Genomic DNA, 20353 nt, shown 5'->3' on the forward strand with positions numbered 1-20353 from the left:
CATGTCGCACCAGCTGCCACCGTTTGGCCTGAATCTGCGCCCGTCACGGCTGTGGCTGGCGCTGGTTCTGTTGGCCGTGGTGGCGTTTTCTGCCGTTGTGTTGCGATACCTGCCGCTGGCATGGTCGGCCTTGTTGCCCTTGCCGGTGCTGTTGGGCCTGGGCTGCTTGCGGGCCAATGGCTGGTGGCATGGTCGGCAGGCCGTGCGCCGTCTCGAAGTTGATGCCGCAGGTCGGCTGACCTTGTGGTTTGGGACGACAGCCGTGGCGGCGCAGGTGCTGGATGACAGCTTTGTTTCGCCGTGGCTGGTGGTGCTGAACGTCAAGGCGGAAGGCCGACGCCACGCCGTCATGCTCTGGCCCGACTCAACCGATGCGGAATCATTGCGCCGACTCCGGGTCTATCTGCTTTGGTTTGAAGGTCAGCCGCCGCTGGCCGCAACAGAATCTTATGACTGATACTACACGCCGCACGTTGGCCGAATGGCTGGCGTGGCTGGAACACTCCCATCCATCCACGATTGATCTGGGGCTGGCACGCGTCAGCCGCGTACGCGATGCGCTGGGGCTTCGGCCAACCTTCCCGGTCATTATCGTCGGAGGCACCAATGGCAAGGGCTCTGTCTGCGCCATGCTGTCCACCATTCTCAATCGTGCCGGTTTCAAGGTGGGCACCTATACCTCTCCTCACATCGAACGCTATAACGAGCGCATCGCCATTGATCTGCAACCGGTGAGCGACCAGCGACTGCTACAGAGCTTTGCCGCTGTCGACGCGGCGCGCGGCGAAACCTCGCTGACGTATTTCGAATTTGGCACGCTCGCCGCCATGCATGCATTTATCGACGAAGGCGTGGAAGTTGCCGTGCTGGAAGTGGGGCTGGGCGGGCGGCTGGATGCCGTCAATGTGTTTGAACCCGATGTGTCAGTGGTGGTGAGTGTGGATCTCGATCATCAGGCCTATCTGGGCGATAACCGCGAAGACATCGGCTTTGAAAAGGCCGGTATTTTCCGCGCTGGCAAACCGGCCATCTGCGCCGATCCGCAGCCACCGCAACGCCTGCTACAACATGCCGCCGCCATCGGAGCCGATCTCAAACTGTATGGCCGCGATTTTGGTTTCAATCGTATGGAAGTGCAGTGGTCGTTCTTCATGGGCGAGCGTCATCGTCACGCCCTGCCTATCCCGGCCCTGCGTGGCGGTTATCAAATGGCCAATGCCTCCGCCGCACTGGCGGCACTGGAATGCCTGCGCGACCGTTTGCCAGTCAGCATGGGAGCCATCAAGCAGGGTCTGATCGAGGTCGACTGGCCCGGACGCTTCCGGTGTTGCCCGGCCGCCCGGCGGTGGTGCTGGATGTCGGCCATAATCCGCATGCCGTGCGTGCCATGGTGGCCAGTTTGCGCCAGTTGCCATTTGCCGAGAACCGCTATGCGGTGTTTTCCATGCTTTCCGACAAGGATCTGGCGTCGGTGGTGGCGATAGCCAAAGAGGATTTTGATGGCTGGTTTGTTGGCGGGCTGGATATGCCACGCGGGCAGAGTGGCGCGGATATTGCCCGCCAGTTGGCCGAAGCGGGTATTCGCAACGTCACGCCTTTCGAAACTGTGACGCAGGCGTGGGATGCTGCCTTATCGCTGGCCGGAGAGAATGATAGAATCACCGTTTTCGGATCATTCCACACGGTCGCTGAGGTGATGCAAGCCCGGCGCGCCGCACGTTGAGGAAGGCATGGCACTGTCCAACCAAGATGAATTGATACTGCTCAGAAAACGCGCCAGACGCCGTCTGGTGGGGGCAGTCGTACTGGTGGGTATCTCGACCGTTGTGTTGTGGAATGTGGTAGGGCACCTGCCGGATCAGCCGATGAAACCGGAAACGGTAGAGATTCAGAGCGATGCCTCGGCCGCCAGTGCCAGCAAGGCGGCGACCGCTTCCGCTCCAGCCGCCTCTGCGGCGGCGGGACAGACCAAAACGGCATCAGCACCACCGGCAGTTGTTGAAGTGGCCCCGGTCGTCAACAAGGCGGAAACAACCCAATTAGCTGATTTGTCTACCATCGCCGCTCCTGCTGCGGCCGTGGCGCCGTCAGCGGTCGTGGCCAAGCCGGTTGCCCCCGCGCACAAGGTGCCGGAAAACAAACCGGTTGAGAAGCTCAAGGCGCCGTCAACGGTAAGCTAAGCAGACAAACCGCAAGTAGACAAGCCACAAAAAGAGATCACGCCGAAAAAGGCTGAAAGCAAGCTGGATAAGCCGTCCACTAAGTCGTCGGACAAGATGGATAGCCACGCCGCCAGCAAGGCTGAAAGCAAGTCGCATAAGGCAGTCGATCCGGCGGCCATTCTGAACGGTCAGGATAGTGATGCGGTCGCTAAACCCGAACGCAAGAAATCGCAGGACAAACAAGACAAGGCTGACGCCGCCCCCAGTGGCAAATCGATGATCCAGTTGGCCGCGCTGTCCGACCCGGACAAGGCTGATGCGCTCAAGTCCAAGCTCGCTGGTATCGGTGTGTCGGCGCGCTTCAGCAAGGTGCAAACCAGTAAGGGTGAGGTCACGCGCGTACGGGTAGGTCCGTTCGCCAGTCGTGCGGAAGCTGAGGCGACCTTGCAAAAATTATCTCGTGCTGGCGTGTCCGGCATCATAGTCAGCAAATAAGACGCGATGACAGTATTTGACTACATTGTATTAGCCATACTGGCTTAGCTCCGTGGTGATTGCGTTGGTGCGTGGGGTGGTGGCCGAGGTGCTGTCGTTGGGCGCCGGCTGATTGCGTTCTGGTGTGCCAAGGAAATGTCACCGCTGGTTTCCACCTTCCTGCCGGGCGATATTCCGTCGGAAGGGTTGCGTCTGGTTGCTGCGTTTGTGTTGTTGTTTTTCCTGGTGTGGTTACTCACCGCCTTGCTGCGCGTAACGTTGACAGGCTTGATTGATACGGTCGGACTGGGGGGCGTTAACCGCCTGCTGGGTGCGGTGTTTGGCGTGGCACGCGGTCTGGTGCTGGTCACGGTGTTGGTGTTGATGGGAGGTTTGAGCGACATGCCGCGTCAGCCGATATGGAAAAATTCAGTATTGGCTCCGCCATTTGAATCACTGGCCTTGTCGTTGCGACCATGGCTACCGACCATATTGGTCGAACACCTCCATTACACTCAGGAAAGTGTGTGATACAGGCGGAATATCTTGATATCTTTACTTCAAGATATTCCGCTTTTCTTTATCTGTATAGGTAGTTGGGAAGAGAGCAGAAGATGTGTGGAATTCTAGGCGTGGTCGGGCAGTCGCCTGTCAACCAGTTGCTGTATGACGGCTTGCAGTTGCTGCAGCACCGTGGTCAGGATGCGGCAGGGATTGTGACGGCCAATGGCAAGTCCTTTCACATGCACAAAGGCAGCGGCATGGTGCGGGACGTGTTCCGCACACGCAATATGCGCTCGCTGAACGGTAATGCCGGGATCGCCCATGTGCGTTATCCCACCGCCGGTTCTGCTTCCAGCCTGGCGGAAGCCCAGCCGTTTTATGTCAACTCGCCGTTTGGCGTGGTGCTGGCACACAACGGCAACCTGACCAATACCGAAGAGTTGAAGGCCGACATGTACCGCCATGATCTGCGCCACATCAACACCAATTCGGATTCGGAAGTGCTGCTCAACGTGTTCGCCCATGAACTGGCGCAACGTGTCGAGGGCTTTGAACTGTCGGTGGACGCTGTGTTTGCCGCCATCGAAGCCGTGCATCGCCGGGTACGCGGTGCCTATGCTGTGGTCGCCATGATCGCCGGTTATGGTCTGGTTGCCTTCCGCGACCCCAACGGCATCCGTCCGCTGGTGATCGGCGTCAACGAATCCAGTGGCCGTGCCGAGTACATGCTGGCCTCGGAATCGGTGGCACTGGATTGCTCGGGCTTCCAGGTGCTGCGCGATGTGCAGCCGGGCGAAGGCGTGTTCATCAGCTTTGACGGTGATTTCCACGCGCGCAGCTGCGCCACTAACGTGACGCATGCGCCGTGTCTGTTCGAATATGTGTACTTTGCTCGTCCGGATTCGGTTATTGATGGCGCCTCGGTTTATCAGGCACGCATAGTGATGGGCGAGAAGTTGGCCGAAAAAATCCGCCGCGTGTTGCCGCAGATGGATATCGACGTGGTCATGCCTATCCCCGATACCAGTCGCCCCAGCGCGCTGCAATTGGCCAACCATCTTGGTTTGCCTTATCGCGAAGGCTTCATCAAGAACCGCTACATCGGTCGTACCTTCATCATGCCGGGTCAGGCTGTACGCAAGAAATCGGTGCGTCAGAAACTCAATCCGGTTGCCTGCGAATTCAAGGATCGCAACGTATTGCTGGTAGACGATTCCATCGTGCGTGGCACCACGTCCAAGGAAATCGTGCAAATGGCACGTGATGCTTAGGCGCCAAGAAAGTTTATTTTGCCTCGGCAGCACCGGCGGTGCGCTTCCCCAATGTTTACGGTATCGACATGCCCACCCGGGCCGAATTGCTGGCTACCGGCCGTAATGATCAGCAAATCGCAGAAGAAATTGGCGCGGATGCGGTGATTTATCAGGATCTGGATGCGCTTGAAGAAGCGGTGCATAGCGTCAATCCGCAACTTAATGCGTTCGAGACCTCATGTTTCAATGGTGAATATATTACCGGCGACATTACGAATGAATATCTTGATGCAATAGAAAGCGCCCGTTCGCAAGGTAAATCAGCCAAAGATAAAGAGGAGGCATCCAGTTCCCAGATGGTTGATCTCAATTTGAATGTTGCAGAGCAAAACCTGATGTGAGCAAAATAAACGCGCCTGACCGGGCGCGTTTTTATTTAGCCTTCTTTCTTATATCTATATAGCTGGCGATATAGGAAAACCGGCCAATCAGCAGGTTTTACTGTTATCCGGCACCTCGCGGTTATCAGGGGTAGAAAATAATTAGCATGAACCAAGAAAATTCAAACTCACCGTTACATCCGGAAACTCTGGCTATTCGTGCCGGTCGTGAAACCAGCGAGTTTCGCGAACATAGCCAAAGTCTGTTTCTGACTTCCAGTTTTACTTATGATTCAGCCGAACAGGCGGCCGCCATGTTCATGGGCGAACTGGAAGGTTATACCTACTCACGCTTTACCAATCCTACCGTGTCAGCCTTTCAACAGCGCCTCGCCGCACTGGAATGTGGCGATAGCGCGATAGCTACTGCCAGTGGCATGGCGGCCATTCAGGCCGTTGCCATGGCACTGCTCAAGAAGCGATCACATTGTGTCGTCGCAAAGCCTGTTTGGTTCCACCATCAACCTGTTTTCCGGCACCTTGTCCAAATTTGGCATTGAAACCACCTTTGTCGAAGGTGCGGACCTTGATGCTTGGCATGCGGCTGTCCGTCCCAACACCAAGCTGTTTTTCCCGGAAACACCGTCTAATCCGCTGACCGAAGTTTCCGATATTGAGGCGATTGCCGCCATTGCGCATCAGGCGGGAGCCATTCTGGTCGTGGATAACTGCTTCTGCTCGCCAGCTTTGCAGCAGCCGCTCAAACTTGGCGCCGATCTGGTTGTCCATTCCGCCACCAAATATCTGGACGGTCATGGCCGGGTACTTGGTGGGGCGGTGGTCGGCAAGGATGCTCTAGTTGAGCAGGTTTTCCTGCATGTCCGTACTGCCGGGCCGTCGCTATCGCCATTCAATGCGTGGGTCTTGCTTTCCGGCCGGAAACGCTATTTATCCGCATGGAAAAACAGTCGGCTACTTCGCTGGAACTGGCGCGTTGGCTGGAGCAGCATCCTGCCATCGAAAAAGTGTTTTACCCCGGACTAGAAAGCCATCCACAGCACGCCTTGGCAATGAAGCAGCAGGCCAGTGGCGGTGCCGTGGTATCGTTTGTGGTGAAAGGTGGCCGGGAAGCCGCATGGAAGCTGTTTGATAACCTGCAGGTGATTTCCCGCACCGCCAATGTCGGTGATGTGAAAACCACCATGACGCATCCGGCTTCCACTACGCACGCGCGGATTTCTGCTGAGGCGCGAGCCAAGGCCGGGATTGTTGAAGGGCTGATTCGCGTTGCGGTAGGTCTGGAGCATCTGGACGATCTCAAGGCGGATATTGCGCGCGGCCTTGCCTGAGACAATAATTTCACTCGTTTCATTCAAACGGCAGTCTAGAATACAGACTGCCGTTTTTGTGGGCGGCGTTCGGCCCGGTATTGTCTTGACACATTTCAAACCAGAACGTAATTTTGAAACACTTGTTCGAAAGTTGGAGATGAACAAGCTACACTCTGCAAACCTAAAAAAGGCAAAGGTCATCATGGAAGCTAATCGCCCAGACACCGCAACGCGTATTCTGGATGTTGCAGAACAGCTGTTTGTGGAGCAGGGATTTGAGGCGACTTCGCTACGCATGATTACCCAGCAAGCGGAAGTTAATCTGGCCGCGGTGAATTACCACTTTGGTTCCAAGGATGCGTTGTTCGAGTCGGTGTTTCAACGCCGTCTGGCCCCGCTGATCGCTTCCTGTCTGGCCGAACTGGATCAGCTGGAAGCCAAGGAGGAGCACCCGAGTGTGGAAAGTCTGGTGATGACTTTTATCCGTCCTTGTCTCGCCTTGTCCAAGGATCCTGCTCGCGGCGGGGCATTGTTTGTCCGCTTGCTGTCACGTACTCTGGTAGAAAACCACCGATTGCTGCGCGAAACCATTTCACAGCAATACAGTGTGTTTGTGCAGCGTTATACCCGTGCTTTTCGCCATGCCTTGCCAGAGTTTGGGGTGGAAGAGTTGGCTTGGCGCATGCATTTTGCCTTTAGTGTCATGTTTAATGCTTTTGCCGGTAATGATGTGTTGAAGATTTTCTTCCGCAGCCAGATTGTCACCGCGCGTGATCCTGACATGATCGTCAAACATCTGGTGCCCTTTGTTGTAGCCGGGTTGGTTGCACCTGTTCCCGGCTGACACTGTCAATACGGGGGTCGGGCCTCATGATAGCTGCTGTTCTTCTGGTGTTGCTGGTGGGAGGATTGGCTTATTTCCGAGCCCCCATTTTGGCTTGGAGTGCCGTGGTTGCCATATGGCTGTTGAGCTTGCCATGGACTCATGGGGCATCCCTGCCCACTGCTGGCTGGGTGGCGTTTGCCCTGATTGCCCTTGTGCTCAACATCCAGCTCCTGCGCCGTGTCGTTCTGACCGGTCCGTTTTTTGTCGTTTTCAAAAAAATTACACCAGTCATGTCTCAAACCGAGCAAGAGGCGCTCAATGCCGCTCTGTGTGGTGGGACCGCGATCTGTTTTCCGGCAGGCCAGATTGGCAACGCCTATTGGCTTTTCCTGATCCGCAATTATCGGCAGAAGAACAAGCGTTTTTGAATGGCCCGACTGAAGCGTTGTGCCAGATGATTGATGACTGGAAAATCACGCATGAGCTGAAAGATCTGCCGCTGGAGGTTTGGCAATTTATCAAGGAGCATGGTTTCCTGGGTATGATCATCCAGAAACGCTATGGCGGTTTGGAGTTCTCCAATTATGCCCATGCCAAGGTTGTTACCAAGATTGCCACGCGGGGAGGCAGCGCGGCAGTCTCGGTGATGGTCCCTAATTCATTGGGGCCCGGTGAGTTGCTGCAGCACTATGGTACCGATTCCCAAAAAGATTATTACCTGCCGCGCCCGGCCAAAGGCGTGGAGATTCCCTGTTTTGCTCTAACCAGCCCTTATGCTTAAGCTCGGACGCTGGCAATATTCCTGACTATGGTGTGGTGTGTTACGGCAACTATACCGATCCACGTAGCGGTGAGTTGCACCAAAACGTGCTGGGCATGCGTGTTAGTTGGGAAAAGCGCTGGATCACCCGGCGCCAGTTGCCACGATTCTGGGGCTGGCGTTTAAGTTGTATGACCCTGATCACTTGCTGGGTGAAGTGGACGAGCTGGGCATTACTTGCGCGTTGGTGCCAACCGGGCATCAGGGGGTGTGTATTGGCCGACGTCATTATCCCGGCGGTGCGGCGTTCATGAATGGGCCAACCTGGGGTAAGGATGTTTTCATTCCGCTGGAGTGGATCATCGGTGGGCGTGAATATGCCGGGCAGGGCTGGCGGATGCTGGTGGAGTGCCTGTCGGTGGGGCGCTGTATTTCCTTGCCTGCCATGTCGGTAGCGTCTGGAAAACTGGCCAGCTATGTGACGGGTGCCTATGCGCGCATTCGTGATCAGTTTGGCTTGCCGATTGGCAAGTTTGAAGGTGTGGATGAGGCGATGGCCCGTATCGCCGGGCATACCTACCAGATGGAGGCTGCACAGGATCTGGCGCTGACGGCACTCGATCTGGGTGAAAAACCATCTGTCTTGTCGGCTATTCTCAAGTATCACAATACGGAACGCATGCGCAAAGTCCTGAACGATGCCATGGATGTGCATGGAGGCCGTGCGGTGGTGCTGGGGCCACGTAATTATCTGGCACGTGCCTATCAAGCAGTTCCCATCGCCATTACCGTTGAGGGGGCCAATATTCTGACCCGGTCCATGATCATTTATGGGCAGGGGGCGATCCGTTGCCATCCGTTTGTGCTGCGTGAAATGCAGTCAGTGCAGCGTGACGATCTGATTGAATTTGACCGAGCCGTAACCGGGCACATTAATTTTGTCATCAGTAATGTCTTCCGCTCGTTGTGGTTAGGGTTGACCGGTGCCCATCTGACTCGTGTTCCATGTGGGGCTGAAGTCAGGCGTTATTACCAGCAGCTGACGCGGCTTTCCAGTGCTTTTGCCTTGTTGTCGGATATGGCAATGCTTAGTCTTGGCGGAACGCTTAAATTCCGCGAGAAGTTGTCTGCTCGTTTGGGGGACGTATTGTCAGGGTTGTATATCGCATCGGCTTGTCTCAAGCGTTTTGAGCGTGAAGGTGCTGCCAAGGACGATCAGGTAATCCTGCAATGGGCGGTGGAAAGCAATCTCTATGATATTCAGCATGCTATGGATGGCTTTCTGGCTAATTTGCCCAATCGTCTGTTGGCGGGCATTTTGCGCGCCATCATCTTCCCGTGGGGGGGGGGCGTTTCAAGCCACCTTCCGATCGCCTCGGCACCCAAGTGGCGCGCAATCTGATGCAACCTGGTGGAGTGCGTGATCGGCTTACCAACGGCATGTTCGTGCCACTGGACGAACGCGATCCGGTGGGGATGCTGGGTGTGGCCTTGGCGGCGACGCTCAAGGCCGAGCCGGTCGAACAGCGCTTGCGTAAGCTGGCCCGTTCCGGGGCGTTTCATGCCCTGACCGCCAGAGAAAGGTTGGCCGAAGCGCTACAAACCGGCGCGATCTCCCCGGTCGAATTTGAGGACGTCGCACGAGCGCGTAAGTTGAAGCGTGATGTCATCATGGTCGATGATTTTGACATGGCATTGCGTCATCACGATGCAGACTTGCTGGATCGGTTGATCTTCTAACCAAGCGACTGCCCAAGGTGCTCTATTCACTCTTTCAGGCTTGCACTATCTTCCAGATGTGCAGACTTGAAAGCCTATTGTTCTCACCGCCGGTGGTGTGCCATGAACGATGTTCAATTAAAACAACCCGTGTTACGTGTCCGTGCCTTGACCGAAGCGGTTGGCTTGTCTGGCCGGGTGCAGGTGGGGTGGTTGATGGGGCAGGTGGATGCGGCCGGAACGTTGGTGGCGGAACGTCTGACCGGTGGTTGGGTCGCCACCCGTGCGATCAATGCGCTGCAGTTTGCCGCGCCGGTGTGGCCGGGCGAAGTCGTCAGTTTGTATGTGGGAAAACTGCGCCAAGGTGAGACGTCCATTACCTTAAAAATTTCCGTAGAAACCGAGCGGGCTGGGGGTGTCGCCGTGACGGTAACGGAAATTATTGCAACGTTTGTTGCCATTGATGGTGATGGGAGATCAAGAAAGATAGCTGTAGATTAGCGCGTTTTCACGGTCTATTTTTTGCCGTTGTTGTGTAAATACAAAATAAAACGACCGTTTGGAACAAACGCTCTTTATTTTGATAGACAGGTTTGAGTTCTCTGGTAGTATCCCGACAGGACCGCATGCAAAGTGGTTCATAAACGACGCACTTCAAATCAAATAGAGTCGCTAAAAAAGAGGGAGATGACACATGAAACTCAAGCACCTCAGCTTGTCCGTGATGCTCATGGGAGTCACTATCGGAGGCGTTGCGAATACCGCCCATGCCTCGGGTTATCACTTTGGCTCGCAGAGCGTTTCTGCGCAGGGTACGGCGCATGCCAACAGTGCCGAAGCGGCCGATGCTTCGGTTTTGTTCTACAACCCGGCATGTCACGTCTTGAGGGAACCAATCTCTCTGGCGGCCTGACGCTGGTTGTTCCTAATTCCGACTATACCGACAAAGGTTCGACGCGTTTTACCGGTTCACAAACTGGCGGGGGCAATGGCGGTACGTTTGCTCCGGATTATGTTGTCGCCCCGTCTTTCTATCTGACGCATCAGCTGAATGACAAACTCAGTGTCGGTGTAGGCATGTTTGTACCGTTTGGTGCCAAGCTTGATTATGGCAATACCGGCTAAGCCGTTATGGTCTGGAAAACATCACGCTGGAAACCATCGATATCAATCCATCGATGTCCTTCAAGTTTGATGAGCATCATTCGGTGGGTGTGGGTGTGACGGCCGAGTACATGAAGGCCAAGTTGCAGAAGGCAGTGGATGTGCCTGGCGGGGTTTCATACTTGCTGGCACATGGTGCTGGGTCCTCATTGCTGACCAGTTACTATGGTCTGGGTGGTACTCAGGCCCCGGCTGCTGTTCAGTCGGCTTTGTTGGGGGCCAAGGATGGTCAGGCCAAGCTGGATGCCGATGACTGGGGCTATGGCTTTAACCTCGGCTATATGTACCAACTTAACGATGCCACCCGCTTTGGTCTGGCCTATCGCTCCAGCGTACGCCATCGCCCGGAAGGTAACGCAAACTGGTCATTCAATGTGACGTCAGACCCGATCTTGAATCAGATTATTGCCAGTAGTGCAGGCAAGAAAACTTCTGCGGCATCGGTGGATGTGGAAACGCCTGAGTCGGTATCGGGCAACTTCTATCATGACCTGAATGACAAGTGGGCGGTGATGGGCGACCTGACCTGGACCCGTCACTCGCGCATGGATAGCATCGACATCAAGTTCCACAACGTCAATCCGGCGGAAGGTGATCTGATCATCAAGCAAAACTGGAAAGACACGTTCAAGCTGTCGCTGGGTGCCAACTACAAGTACAGCGAGAATTTATTGCTGCGCGGCGGTGTGGCGTATGACCAGTCGCCGGTGAAAAACGACAATCTGCGTCACCCGGCCTTGCCGGATAGCGACCGCTACTGGTTCTCTGTTGGTGCCAATTACAAGCTGAACAAGCAGTCATCCATTGATCTGGCGTACAGCTATGTATTCTTCAAGAATTCCAGTATCAATTATACCGATACGTGTACCCCCGTCACGCCAACCGGTACGTGCACTGGCAACGGTGAAACCACCCGTGGCGATTACAAGACCAATCTGCAGTTTCTGGGTGTGCAGTACAACTATCGTTTCTAACCGGATAGACGTTTAGTTGTGGAAGGGGTCAGGACAGGAAACCTGTCCTGACCAAAGCAAGGCAGGCGTGAGGGGCCTGCCTGATGATTATGTGTGGTCCAACTATAACGAGGAAACCCATGTCTCAATCCAAATTCATCGTACGCAAGGTCGCTGTCCTTGGCGCTGATGATGGGGGCGCAAATCGCGGCTCATCTGGTAAATGCCAAAGTGCCTACCGTATTGTTTGATTTGCCAGCCAAAGAAGGTAACAAGAATGCGATCGCCCTCAAGGCGATCGAGGGTCTGAAGAAACTCAAACCGTCGCCGCTGGCTGGTCAGGACGTTGTCAATGCCATTGAGCTAAGCCAACTATGAAGACCACCTGCATCTGCTGAAAGACTGCGATCTGGTGATCGAGGCGATTGCCGAACGCATGGACTGGAAGGCTGATCTGTATCATAAAGTGGCGCCATTCCCGGGTGAGCATACGATCTTTGCGACCAATACCTCGGGTCTGTCCATTAATACGTTGGCCGAAAACTGCCCGGAATCGGTCCGCCCGCGCTTCTGTGGTGTTCACTTCTTCAATCCGCCACGTTACATGCATCTGGTCGAGATCATCCCGTGCGTGACGTCGGATGCAGGCATTCTGGACAATCTGGAACGTTTCCTTGTTACCACGCTGGGCAAGGGAGTGGTCCGGGCAAAAGACACGCCCAATTTTGTCGCCAACCGTATTGGCGTGTTCTCGATGCTGGCGACCATCGCCAACGCTGAAAAATTCGGAATTCGCTTTGACGTGGTGGATGATCTGACTGGCCCGCGCTTGGGCCGTCCCAAGTCCGCCACCTTCCGTACCGCTGATGTTGTGGGCCTGGATACCTTCGCTCATGTCGTCAAAACCATGCAGGACACGCTACCTGATGATCCGTGGCATGGCTATTTCAAGTCTCCTGAGTGGCTGCAGAAGTTGATTGCTGCCGGTGCCTTGGGCGCTAAAACCAAGGTTGGCATCTACAAGAAAGACGGCAAGCAGATGTTTGTCTTTGACCCGGCCAAAGGCGAGTATGTCGGGGCGGGCGAGAAAGGCGACGACGCCGTTAAAGATATTCTGAAGATCGCCAACCCGGCAGAAAAATTCAAGAAGTTGCGCGATAGCCAGCATCCGCAGGCGCAGTTCCTGTGGGCCTGCTTCCGCGATGTTTTCCACTACATTGCCTACCATCTGGCCGGTATTGCCAACTCTGCCCGTGACGTGGATTTTGCCATTCGCTGGGGCTTTGGCTGGTCTGCCGGGCCGTTCGAAACCGGCAGGCGGCTGGTTGGCAGCAAGTAGCCAAGTGGATTGCCGAAGATGTCGAAGCGGGTAAAGCCTTGGCTTCGGCCAACCTTCCTGCTTGGGTGCTGGAGTCGGATCGTGCTGGCGTGCATTTTGCTGATGGTTCCTACAACGCCGCACACGGCACGCTGCTGGGCCGCTCCTCGCTGGATGTTTATCAGCGACAACTCGCCCCTGCCCGCGTATTTGGTGAGGTTGCCGCTCCGCTGGGCGAGACAGTATTCGAGAACGAAGGCGTACGCGCATTCACTACCGGTGATGACGTGTTGGTAGTGTCGTTCAAATCCAAGGCCCATGCCATTGGCCCGGCAGTGATCGAAGGGCTGAACAAGGCAATTGATCTGGCCGAAGATGGTTTCAAAGGCCTGGTGATCTGGCAAACCGAAGAGCCGTTCTCGGTGGGGGCAGACCTGCAATCGATGCTGCTTAAGGCATTCATGATGGGCGATTGGGAGTCCATCGACGCTACGGTGCGCAAGTTCCAGAACACCTCGATGCGCCTGCGGTATTGCCGGTACCTACCGTGGCAGCGACCCGTGGCTATGTGTTTGGTGGCGGTTGTGAGTTTGCCATGCACTGCGACCGGACCGTGGCAGCGCTGGAGTCGTATGTTGGCTTGGTGGAAGTTGGCGTTGGCCTGTTGCCGGGCGGCGGTGGTTGCAAAGAGTTTGCGCTGCGTGCGGCACAGGAAGCCAAAGGCGACGTGCTGGCCGCTCTCAAGGATTACTTTATGGCGATTGCCACGGCCAAAGTTGCGACCAGCGGTGTCGAAGCGCAGGAAATTGGCTATTTCCGCAAAGGCGATCCGGTTGTTTTCAATAGTTACGAGCTGCTGTATGTGGCTAAACAGCAGGCGCTGGCGTTGGCCGAATCCGGCTATCGTCCGCCGCTGGCAAACAAGGCTTTCCCGGTGGCCGGGCGCCTGGCGCAGCGTCCATCAAGGGGCAACTGGTCAATATGCTGGAAGGGCATTTCATCTCACAGCATGACTTCTTTATTGCCGGGCAGATTGCCGATGTGATGACGGGCGGGGATCTGGAGCCGGGGACATTGGTGAACGAGCAATGGATACTGGATCTGGAGCGCAAGGCGTTTATGACGCTGCTGAAAAACACCAAGACCCAAGACCGCATTGCCAACATGCTGACCACTGGCAAGCCGCTGCGTAACTAATTTGAAGAATGCACGGTGTGACGGCCGCGAGGGGCGAGCCTGTCACACACCAAGGAGATAAAAAATATGGCCAAGCAAGTACAGGAAGCCTATATCGTTGCCACCACCCGCACGCCGGTGGGCAAGGCCCCGCGTGGCATGATGAAACACGTTCGTCCGGATGACATGTTGGCGCATGTGATTACTGGCGCCTTGGCTCAGGTTCCAACGCTGGATCCGACGCTGATTTCGGATTGCGTGGTGGGATGTGCGTTCCCTGAAGCGGAACAAGGTCTCAATATGGCACGTATTGGCGTGCTGCTGGCAGGGCTGCCCGACACGGTTGGCGGCATCACCATCAACCGTTATTGCTCGTCGGGCATCAATGCAGTGCAGATCGCCGCTGATCGTATCCGCATGGGCGAAGCCGATGTGGTCATTGCTGCTGGTGCAGAATCCATGTCCATGGTGCCGATGATGGGCAACAAGGTTGCGCTGAACCCGCAAATTTTTGCCAAAGATGAAAACTACGCCATTGCCTATGGCATGGGCCTGACGGCTGAGAAAGTCGCGCAGCAGTGGAACGTTTCCCGCGAAGATCAGGATGCTTTTGCCGTGGAATCACATCGCCGCGCCTTGGCGGCTATTGATTCCGGCGCTTTCAAAAGCGAGATCACGCCATTGCCGGTTACTTACCGTACGCCGAATCTGGCGACTGGTGAGGTAATCACAACTTCTCGCGTGCTGGATACCGATGAAGGCCCGCGCCGTGAAACCACGCTGGAAGGTTTGGCCAAACTGAAAACAGTGTTCGATGCCAAGGGTAGTGTGACGGCGGGTAACTCGTCGCAGATGTCCGATGGCGCTTAAGCGCGGTGATTCTGGTTTCAGAAAAGATTCTCAAGCAATTCAACCTGACGCCGCTGGCACGTTATGTGACGTTCTCGGTCAGGGCGTGCCGCCTGCCATCATGGGTATTGGCCCGAAAGAGGCGATTCCGGCTGCTTGCCAGCAGGCAGGCATCGGACAGGATGATCTGAAATGGATTGAATTGAACGAGGCGTTTGCCGCGCAGTCCTTGGCGGTCATTCGGGATCTGGAGTTGGATGTCTCCAAGGTCAATCCGCATGGCGGCGCCATTGCCTTGGGACACCCGCTGGGGGCGACTGGCGCCATCCGCACGGCCACTCTGGTACACGGTATGCGCAATGCCGGGCAGCAGGGTTATGGCATGGTGACCATGTGTATCGGCACTGGCATGGGTGCGGCGGGTATCATCGAAGTGTTGTAAGCAACGCTGCATTGTGTGATAAAAATGCCCACCGGATGGTGGGCATTTTTATTGCTGGCAACGTCGTGGGATGAGCGTTGCAGGTCTATGTGTGGCGTCAGTCGACCTTGGCTACCGTTTCAAAATCACTATGCCCACAGTCTTCGAATAACTGCTGGGGTGCCTTGAGGCGGATTTTGTAAGATTTGCCTTGGGCCGTCAGGATCAATTCCTTGTCGGGTACGGTCCAGTTTTTTTGCATCAGGAACCAGCGCTGCCCCCGGCGGGAATTCGGCTGGGTGATGTAGATGGCCGTGGCAGGGTGGCCGTCGGTTTCGCTGGGGTCGAGCAAGGTTACGCCAACAGGGTTTTGTCCCAGAATCTCGATGCCGACCCGGAGCTGGTCTGTTGCAGTTCGATGCGTCGCACAATGCCAAGTACCAGTGGGTGTGACTCGGTCTTCACCAAGATGACCTTGCCGATAGCCAAGGGTTCGTTGGGCTTGCCAACATAGCTTAACCCCATCCCTGTGCCGCTGATATCGGTAATGCGCCATTCTTCCTGCTGGGTATTGTCAGTGTCGTTGAGCGACTGCACCTTGGTTTGAAAGGCTGCGCGTTCAAAGCCAATGCTTACCCACGCCGTGGAACTGTGCAATGAGCGTTCGGATTTGCGTTGCGATTTACCGCGATCACTGGTCCAGCGTACTGCCAGTTTCTCGCACAGGCATGACCACTCTTTACGATCCAGTTCGCACTTTAATGATTTCAGTGCGCTGGGCACCCGTTTGTCCAGCTCAAACATCAGGTCGGCCAGCAGCCCGGTCATGGGCGAGGCGCTCCAGTAACGGTGGTTGGGGCTGGCCATGCCGCGTAACATCAGCTGAGGTTGTTCGGCCTGAGTCAGGTTGATGGCAAATACCGGGTCTTCAATTGGGGGTTGTTTTTCCAGACGCGCGCCCGGCAGAGCAATAACAGCAGTTGATCAACGGCCTGGATTTCCTTGTGCAGCATGTTCTCGGTTTGCGCCAGGTGCAACATGCAGCCTTGCAATAACAATTGTTCGCAGCTTTGTTCGGTTGAGCTGTCCGGATACAGGGCAATGGGAGTACGTGCAATGCCAGACTCTTCTGCCCTGGCTGTAAAAACGATAGGCTTGCAGCCAGCTGCTGCCTTCCGGTTTGAGGTAACGTAATGCATTCCGTGCGATCAATCGCATCTGGTGGTGCAGGCCGCGGGCCGTGATTAGCCGCAGCTGTGGTTCCGGAATGCCGTTGGGCGTGCTTTGGTGAAGTTTCAGGCAGAGCTGGTAGGCGGTGGTCAGTTCATTCCAGTACGCCAGAATGGTCGGCAGATAGCTTTTGCTGCCGGGCTTCTGCTGCAGATAATCCCGGCACAGTTCCCGGTGGATACTGTGGGATTTTTCATCAACATACAGCAGGGTCTTGAAACGCTCTTTGAGCGACATGTCGGTATCCGCGTTAATCTTGGATACCGCCTTGATGATCTCGATCAGTGCAGTGAAGTACTCGGTTTGCGGTAGATCTTGTACCAGCAACGTAGCCGACTGCGCCACATCAGAAGCTGAGGTGTTTTTAGTAAGCAGGGAACTGACGAGCGATTTAAAATCAAACATTGTGTCTAGCTTTTTGGACGTTGTCTTCCCAGATTCATACTGCGCTATCTTACGTGATAAGAACCGTTGGTGAAATAGAAGCCCCACCGGTTTGGTCAACAAATAACAGAGTAAATGCAAGCAAACAGGCTAGTAAATAAAAAAATGACAGTGCAATGGAAATTTCTTGGTTATCTGGTTGTGCTGTGGTGTACGGCGCTGGCGTCCATGCCCTGGTTTGGCGGCAGAGCCCGAGTCTGCGCCAAAGGTTAAGGGCGTCGGTGTGGTGCTGGGCGGCGGCGGCGCTCGTGGCTTTGCGCATTTGGGGGTGTTAAAGGAACTGGACCGGTTGCATGTACCGATCAGTTGTATTGCCGGTACCAGTGCCGGGGCGTTGATCGGTGGCATGTATGCCAATGGTTTGCCATTGGCTGATATGGAACAGGCGTTTAACTCGGCAGACTGGGATCAGATGCTGTCGGGTAAAACCACCCGCTCATCGGTGCCGTATGACCGCAAGCGCGATGACTACAAAAACTACATGGATGTAACGCTCGGCATAAAAAATGGCCAGATCCGTGTGCCACGTAGCGCTATCAATTCACAAGAGATTGATCTGTTTATCCGCAAGCTGACGCGTGACCGTTCCTTCGACAGCTTCGATCAGATGCCAATTCCGTTCCGCGCCATCGCGACCAATCTGTCCAATGGTGACGCGGTGGTGTTTGACAAGGGACCACTGGCGCTGGCTTTGCGTTCCAGCATGGCGGTGCCGGGGGTGTTTGATCTGGTGGAAGATCAGGGGCGATTGCTGGTGGATGGAGGCTTGGCGCGTAACCTGCCGGTGCAGGAGGTGAAGGGCCGTTGTGCCGATCATGTGATCGTGGTGGATGTCAGTGGGCCGTTGCTCAAGCCGGATGAAATCAACTCGTTGTTTGACGTGGTTGCGCAGACCAGCAACATCATGGTGGACCGTAACGTGCGGGAACAACTCGCCCGGCTGGATAAGCGCGATCTGGTTGTCCGGCCGCAGCTGGATGCCTATACCAGCGCCTCTTTTGCTGACAACAAGGCCATCATTGCGCTGGGTGAGGCGGCCGCCCACCGCATGGCAAAGCAGCTGTCTGCCTATGCGGTGAGCCCGGAAGAGTATGCGCGCTGGAAGCAAAGCCTGGTGCGGCCAGCGATACCCATGGTGGACGATGTGCACGTGCAAGGGACGACGGCTTTCGTCAATATCCAGTCGATTGAGAAGGCGGTGGAACACAAGGGGTTGGCCGAACCGATTGATGTGGCACGCGACAAGCTGCGCGATATTTTTGCCCAAGGTGACTATGACCAGCTCGATTACAGTCTGGATAGCCAGTCGGGCCGTAATGTGATGACCGTCATGCCGGTGGAGAAAAGCATCGGGCCAAATTACCTGCGTTTTGGTTTGAACCTCAAGGGCAGTGCGCCGGGCGACGCCAGTTTTACCTTTCTGGCCGCACATCAGCGTACCGGGCCAACCGCGCCGGTGCGTCGTGGCGCAATGAGCTATCGGTGGGCGACCGCAAATTATTCAAGACCGAGTTCTATCAACCCGGTCATTTGACAGCCCGCTGTTTGCTGCCGCGTCGTTCAGTTATAACGAGGAGCCGATTCCGCTGTATAGCCGAGGGCATGTCAAATATGCCGAGCTGACCAATAGCTATCTGAAACTCGGGGCCGATCTGGGCGTGGCGTTGGGTCAGTATGGTGAAGTCAGGCTGGGGGCTTATCGTTCGCGCGTGCGCACCGACGAAACGTTGGGTAATGCATATTCCTACCTCGATGGTACGCGTACCACCGATACCGGGTTACGAGGCAGCGTGGTGGTGGACCAGTTTGATAACCCGCGTTGGCCGCGCCATGGCTATTTTGTCAACGGACAGGTCACGGCCTCATTGCCTAGCTGGGGCAGTTCGCAGGATAGCCGTTTTTATAGCCTGACCGGCGAATCGGCGCAGTCGCTGGGGGAGATGACGGTCCGCCTGACCGGTAAGGTCAAAGGCAATCTTAACCGCAACCCGGACGATTACCGGGTACAGAGCCTTGGCGGCTTTCTTAACCTCACCGGCTATCAGACGGACGAGTTACTGGGGGCGCGCGTGGCACTGGCGCGCCTGATGATGTATTGGCGGGCGGCCTCGTTGCCGTCAGCGCTGGGCAGTGGCGTGTATGCCGGGGCCTCGCTGGAAATGGGCAAGGTCTGGCAGCAGACGTTCCAGAACAAGGATACCCGCTGGATTCCGGCTCGCTTTTCATCGGTGCGGATACGCTGCTGGGGCCGTTCTTTATTGGCGTTGGCTATGCCGAGCAAGGCTTGCTAACCGGTTATCTCTATCTGGGAGTGGATTACTGACGCGGGTTTTCGGCCAACCCGGCCGTACTGGCACCATGAAAAACGGCTCCATGATTCTGGAGCCGTTTGAATTTTGTGCGGCGAGATCAGTTCTGGAACAACCGTTGCAAGGCGGCACCCGGCTGGTCTTCGCGCATGAACGCTTCCCCGACCAGAAAGGTATCGACTTGATGGCTGCGCATCAGGCGTACATCTTCGCTGCTGGCAATGCCGCTTTCGGTGACCGGAATTCGTCCGGCGGCCGCAATGCGCGGCAGCAGGGCAAGGGTGGTGTCCAGATTGACCTCGAAAGTGCGCAGGTTGCGGTTGTTGACGCCAACCAGCGGAGTGGAAAGTTGCAGTGCCAGATCCAGCTCGGCTTCGTTGTGGACTTCCACCAGTACGGCCATGCCAAGCTGATGAGCCAGTGCCTCAAACTCCTGCATCTGCGCTAACGGCAGCACGGCTGCAATCAGCAGGATACAGTCCGCCCCCATGGCACGTGCTTCATAGATCTGGTAAGCGTCGACCATGAAGTCCTTGCGCAATACCGGCAGGGAACAGGCCGCGCGGGCTTCTTCCAGATATTGCGGGCAGCCCGGAAGTAGTGGCGGTCAGTCAGCACCGACAGGCACGCCGCGCCATGATCAGCATAACTGGCGGCGATGGCGGCCGGTTGAAAATCCGGGCGGATAATGCCTTTGCTCGGACTGGCTTTTTTGACTTCGGCGATCACCGCCGCCTGGCCTAGCGCATGTTTGGCACGGATGGCGGCGACAAAGTCGCGATGGTCATCGGCACGGGCCTCTGCGGCGGCTTTGACGGTGGCCAGTGGGCGCGTCTGGATGGCCTCTGCCAGTTCCTGATGTTTGGTGGCAACGATGGTATTGAGAATGTCTGACATGCTGAAAGTGCGTCTTTGCGGGCGAGCGTAAAAAAACATGATGCAGAAGCCGCCGCGCTTTGACAAGTCACGCGCCGGGCTGGCGCGGGCATCAGGTGGTTGGTGTGGCGGCCAGTTGCGCCTGAAAAAAGCCAGAATGTGCTGCGGCAGCCAGTCTATCTGGCCGGGAAACGGCCCGGTGAC

18 protein-coding genes and 7 pseudogenes are annotated in these 20353 nt (G+C 56.0%); 20 read left to right on the forward strand and 5 right to left on the reverse strand.

What is annotated here, in order from left to right:
* Window position 1 precedes the first annotated feature (1 nt).
* The 18 genes and pseudogenes from GKE73_RS17720 to GKE73_RS17795 all read left to right on the forward strand — a co-directional run bounded on the left by GKE73_RS17720 (window position 2) and on the right by GKE73_RS17795 (window position 15311).
* Window positions 2-457, forward strand: a complete 456-nt coding sequence (locus GKE73_RS17720; RefSeq protein WP_230370961.1) for a protein YgfX — start codon at window positions 2-4, stop codon at window positions 455-457.
* Window positions 450-1723 (forward strand): annotated as a pseudogene (gene folC / locus GKE73_RS17725) (bifunctional tetrahydrofolate synthase/dihydrofolate synthase). The gene GKE73_RS17720 and the pseudogene folC overlap by 8 nt, the downstream one beginning before the upstream one ends.
* A 7-nt stretch (window positions 1724-1730) precedes the next feature.
* Window positions 1731-2180: a hypothetical protein gene (locus GKE73_RS17730; RefSeq protein WP_230370962.1), complete on the forward strand. Its 450-nt coding sequence runs from the start codon at window positions 1731-1733 to the stop codon at window positions 2178-2180.
* Window positions 2181-2276: 96 nt separating this feature from the next.
* Window positions 2277-2657 carry an SPOR domain-containing protein gene (locus GKE73_RS17735; protein WP_230370963.1) on the forward strand — a complete coding sequence of 127 codons (381 nt, stop codon included), beginning with the start codon at window positions 2277-2279 and terminating at the stop codon, window positions 2655-2657.
* A gap of 111 nt (window positions 2658-2768) precedes the next feature.
* Window positions 2769-3167: a CvpA family protein gene (locus tag GKE73_RS17740; protein ID WP_312854589.1), complete on the forward strand. Its 399-nt coding sequence runs from the start codon at window positions 2769-2771 to the stop codon at window positions 3165-3167.
* Window positions 3168-3250: 83 nt separating this feature from the next.
* Window positions 3251-4794, forward strand: a pseudogene (gene purF / locus GKE73_RS17745) (amidophosphoribosyltransferase).
* A gap of 146 nt (window positions 4795-4940) precedes the next feature.
* Window positions 4941-6122 (forward strand): annotated as a pseudogene (locus GKE73_RS17750) (O-succinylhomoserine sulfhydrylase).
* 184 nt (window positions 6123-6306) lie between these two features.
* The gene (locus tag GKE73_RS17755; protein WP_230370965.1) at window positions 6307-6948 is read left to right on the forward strand and encodes a TetR/AcrR family transcriptional regulator; all 642 of its coding nucleotides are present in this window, start codon (window positions 6307-6309) and stop codon (window positions 6946-6948) included.
* Window positions 6949-6974: 26 nt separating this feature from the next.
* Window positions 6975-7358, forward strand: a complete 384-nt coding sequence (locus tag GKE73_RS17760) for a hypothetical protein (protein WP_230370966.1) — start codon at window positions 6975-6977, stop codon at window positions 7356-7358.
* On the forward strand, window positions 7310-7711 hold the full coding sequence (locus GKE73_RS17765) for an acyl-CoA dehydrogenase family protein (RefSeq protein ID WP_230370967.1): 402 nt from the start codon (window positions 7310-7312) through the stop codon (window positions 7709-7711). Before GKE73_RS17760 ends, GKE73_RS17765 begins: the two co-directional genes overlap by 49 nt.
* A 106-nt stretch (window positions 7712-7817) precedes the next feature.
* Window positions 7818-9092 carry an acyl-CoA dehydrogenase gene (locus GKE73_RS17770; protein ID WP_312854509.1) on the forward strand — a complete coding sequence of 425 codons (1275 nt, stop codon included), beginning with the start codon at window positions 7818-7820 and terminating at the stop codon, window positions 9090-9092.
* Complete coding sequence (locus tag GKE73_RS24150) at window positions 9029-9430, forward strand: acyl-CoA dehydrogenase domain-containing protein (protein ID WP_312854510.1); 402 nt, start codon at window positions 9029-9031, stop codon at window positions 9428-9430. The genes GKE73_RS17770 and GKE73_RS24150 overlap by 64 nt, the downstream gene beginning before the upstream one ends.
* A 102-nt stretch (window positions 9431-9532) precedes the next feature.
* Entirely contained in the window at window positions 9533-9910 is a 378-nt protein-coding gene (locus tag GKE73_RS17775) for an acyl-CoA thioesterase (RefSeq protein ID WP_230370968.1), read from the forward strand.
* Between the two features lie 193 nt (window positions 9911-10103).
* Window positions 10104-10322, forward strand: coding sequence for a hypothetical protein (locus GKE73_RS17780; protein ID WP_230370969.1), 219 nt, complete (start codon window positions 10104-10106; stop codon window positions 10320-10322).
* Window positions 10283-10534: an outer membrane protein transport protein gene (locus tag GKE73_RS24155; protein WP_280955012.1), complete on the forward strand. Its 252-nt coding sequence runs from the start codon at window positions 10283-10285 to the stop codon at window positions 10532-10534. The genes GKE73_RS17780 and GKE73_RS24155 overlap by 40 nt, the downstream gene beginning before the upstream one ends.
* 53 nt (window positions 10535-10587) lie before the next feature.
* Window positions 10588-11547 (forward strand): OmpP1/FadL family transporter, encoded by a 960-nt coding sequence (locus tag GKE73_RS17785; protein WP_280955013.1) that lies wholly within the window; start codon window positions 10588-10590, stop codon window positions 11545-11547.
* 119 nt (window positions 11548-11666) lie between these two features.
* Window positions 11667-14041 (forward strand): annotated as a pseudogene (locus tag GKE73_RS17790) (3-hydroxyacyl-CoA dehydrogenase/enoyl-CoA hydratase family protein).
* 66 nt (window positions 14042-14107) lie between these two features.
* Window positions 14108-15311 (forward strand): annotated as a pseudogene (locus GKE73_RS17795) (acetyl-CoA C-acyltransferase).
* A 97-nt stretch (window positions 15312-15408) separates the two neighbouring features.
* Here the strand turns inward: GKE73_RS17795 and GKE73_RS17800 are convergent.
* The 4 genes and pseudogenes from GKE73_RS17800 to GKE73_RS17810 all read right to left on the reverse strand — a co-directional run.
* The gene (locus GKE73_RS17800) at window positions 15409-15642 is read right to left on the reverse strand and encodes a hypothetical protein (protein WP_230370970.1); all 234 of its coding nucleotides are present in this window, start codon (window positions 15640-15642) and stop codon (window positions 15409-15411) included.
* 2 nt (window positions 15643-15644) lie between these two features.
* Window positions 15645-16157, reverse strand: coding sequence for a PilZ domain-containing protein (locus GKE73_RS17805; protein WP_230370971.1), 513 nt, complete (start codon window positions 16155-16157; stop codon window positions 15645-15647).
* 35 nt (window positions 16158-16192) lie between these two features.
* The gene (locus GKE73_RS27055) at window positions 16193-16489 is read right to left on the reverse strand and encodes a cyclic-di-GMP receptor FimW-related protein (RefSeq protein ID WP_512698907.1); all 297 of its coding nucleotides are present in this window, start codon (window positions 16487-16489) and stop codon (window positions 16193-16195) included.
* Window positions 16476-16925: pseudogene (locus tag GKE73_RS17810) on the reverse strand (cyclic-di-GMP receptor FimW-related protein); the annotation flags it as partial. The pseudogene GKE73_RS17810 and the gene GKE73_RS27055, both read right to left, overlap by 14 nt.
* 265 nt (window positions 16926-17190) lie before the next feature.
* On the opposite strand from GKE73_RS17810, the gene GKE73_RS17815 reads away from it, so the two are divergent.
* Together GKE73_RS17815 and GKE73_RS17820 are read left to right on the forward strand one after the other, a co-directional pair.
* The gene (locus tag GKE73_RS17815; protein WP_230370973.1) at window positions 17191-18498 is read left to right on the forward strand and encodes a patatin-like phospholipase family protein; all 1308 of its coding nucleotides are present in this window, start codon (window positions 17191-17193) and stop codon (window positions 18496-18498) included.
* A gap of 7 nt (window positions 18499-18505) precedes the next feature.
* Window positions 18506-19255 carry a BamA/TamA family outer membrane protein gene (locus GKE73_RS17820; protein WP_280955245.1) on the forward strand — a complete coding sequence of 250 codons (750 nt, stop codon included), beginning with the start codon at window positions 18506-18508 and terminating at the stop codon, window positions 19253-19255.
* 118 nt (window positions 19256-19373) lie between these two features.
* On the opposite strand, the pseudogene trpC reads toward GKE73_RS17820, so the two are convergent.
* Window positions 19374-20170 (reverse strand): annotated as a pseudogene (trpC, locus tag GKE73_RS17825) (indole-3-glycerol phosphate synthase TrpC).
* Window positions 20171-20353 lie beyond the last annotated feature (183 nt).

Source organism: Paludibacterium denitrificans (genome assembly GCF_009707705.1).
GTDB classification, from domain to species: domain Bacteria; phylum Pseudomonadota; class Gammaproteobacteria; order Burkholderiales; family Chromobacteriaceae; genus Paludibacterium_A; species Paludibacterium_A denitrificans.

Bases quoted from the DNA above. Each gene is read 5' to 3' on its own strand.
- GKE73_RS17785 (WP_280955013.1), top strand. From the start codon at position 10,588: ATGTCCTTCAAGTTTGATGAGCATCATTCGGTGGGTGTGGGTGTGACG.
- GKE73_RS17775 (WP_230370968.1), top strand. From the start codon at position 9,533: ATGAACGATGTTCAATTAAAACAACCCGTGTTACGTGTCCGTGCCTTG.
- GKE73_RS17730 (WP_230370962.1), top strand. From the start codon at position 1,731: ATGGCACTGTCCAACCAAGATGAATTGATACTGCTCAGAAAACGCGCC.
- GKE73_RS27055 (WP_512698907.1), bottom strand. From the start codon at position 16,489: ATGCATTACGTTACCTCAAACCGGAAGGCAGCAGCTGGCTGCAAGCCT.
- GKE73_RS17805 (WP_230370971.1), bottom strand. From the start codon at position 16,157: ATGGCCAGCCCCAACCACCGTTACTGGAGCGCCTCGCCCATGACCGGG.
- GKE73_RS17780 (WP_230370969.1), top strand. From the start codon at position 10,104: ATGAAACTCAAGCACCTCAGCTTGTCCGTGATGCTCATGGGAGTCACT.
- GKE73_RS17720 (WP_230370961.1), top strand. From the start codon at position 2: ATGTCGCACCAGCTGCCACCGTTTGGCCTGAATCTGCGCCCGTCACGG.
- GKE73_RS17735 (WP_230370963.1), top strand. From the start codon at position 2,277: ATGGATAGCCACGCCGCCAGCAAGGCTGAAAGCAAGTCGCATAAGGCA.
- GKE73_RS17760 (WP_230370966.1), top strand. From the start codon at position 6,975: ATGATAGCTGCTGTTCTTCTGGTGTTGCTGGTGGGAGGATTGGCTTAT.
- GKE73_RS24155 (WP_280955012.1), top strand. From the start codon at position 10,283: ATGTCACGTCTTGAGGGAACCAATCTCTCTGGCGGCCTGACGCTGGTT.
- GKE73_RS17755 (WP_230370965.1), top strand. From the start codon at position 6,307: ATGGAAGCTAATCGCCCAGACACCGCAACGCGTATTCTGGATGTTGCA.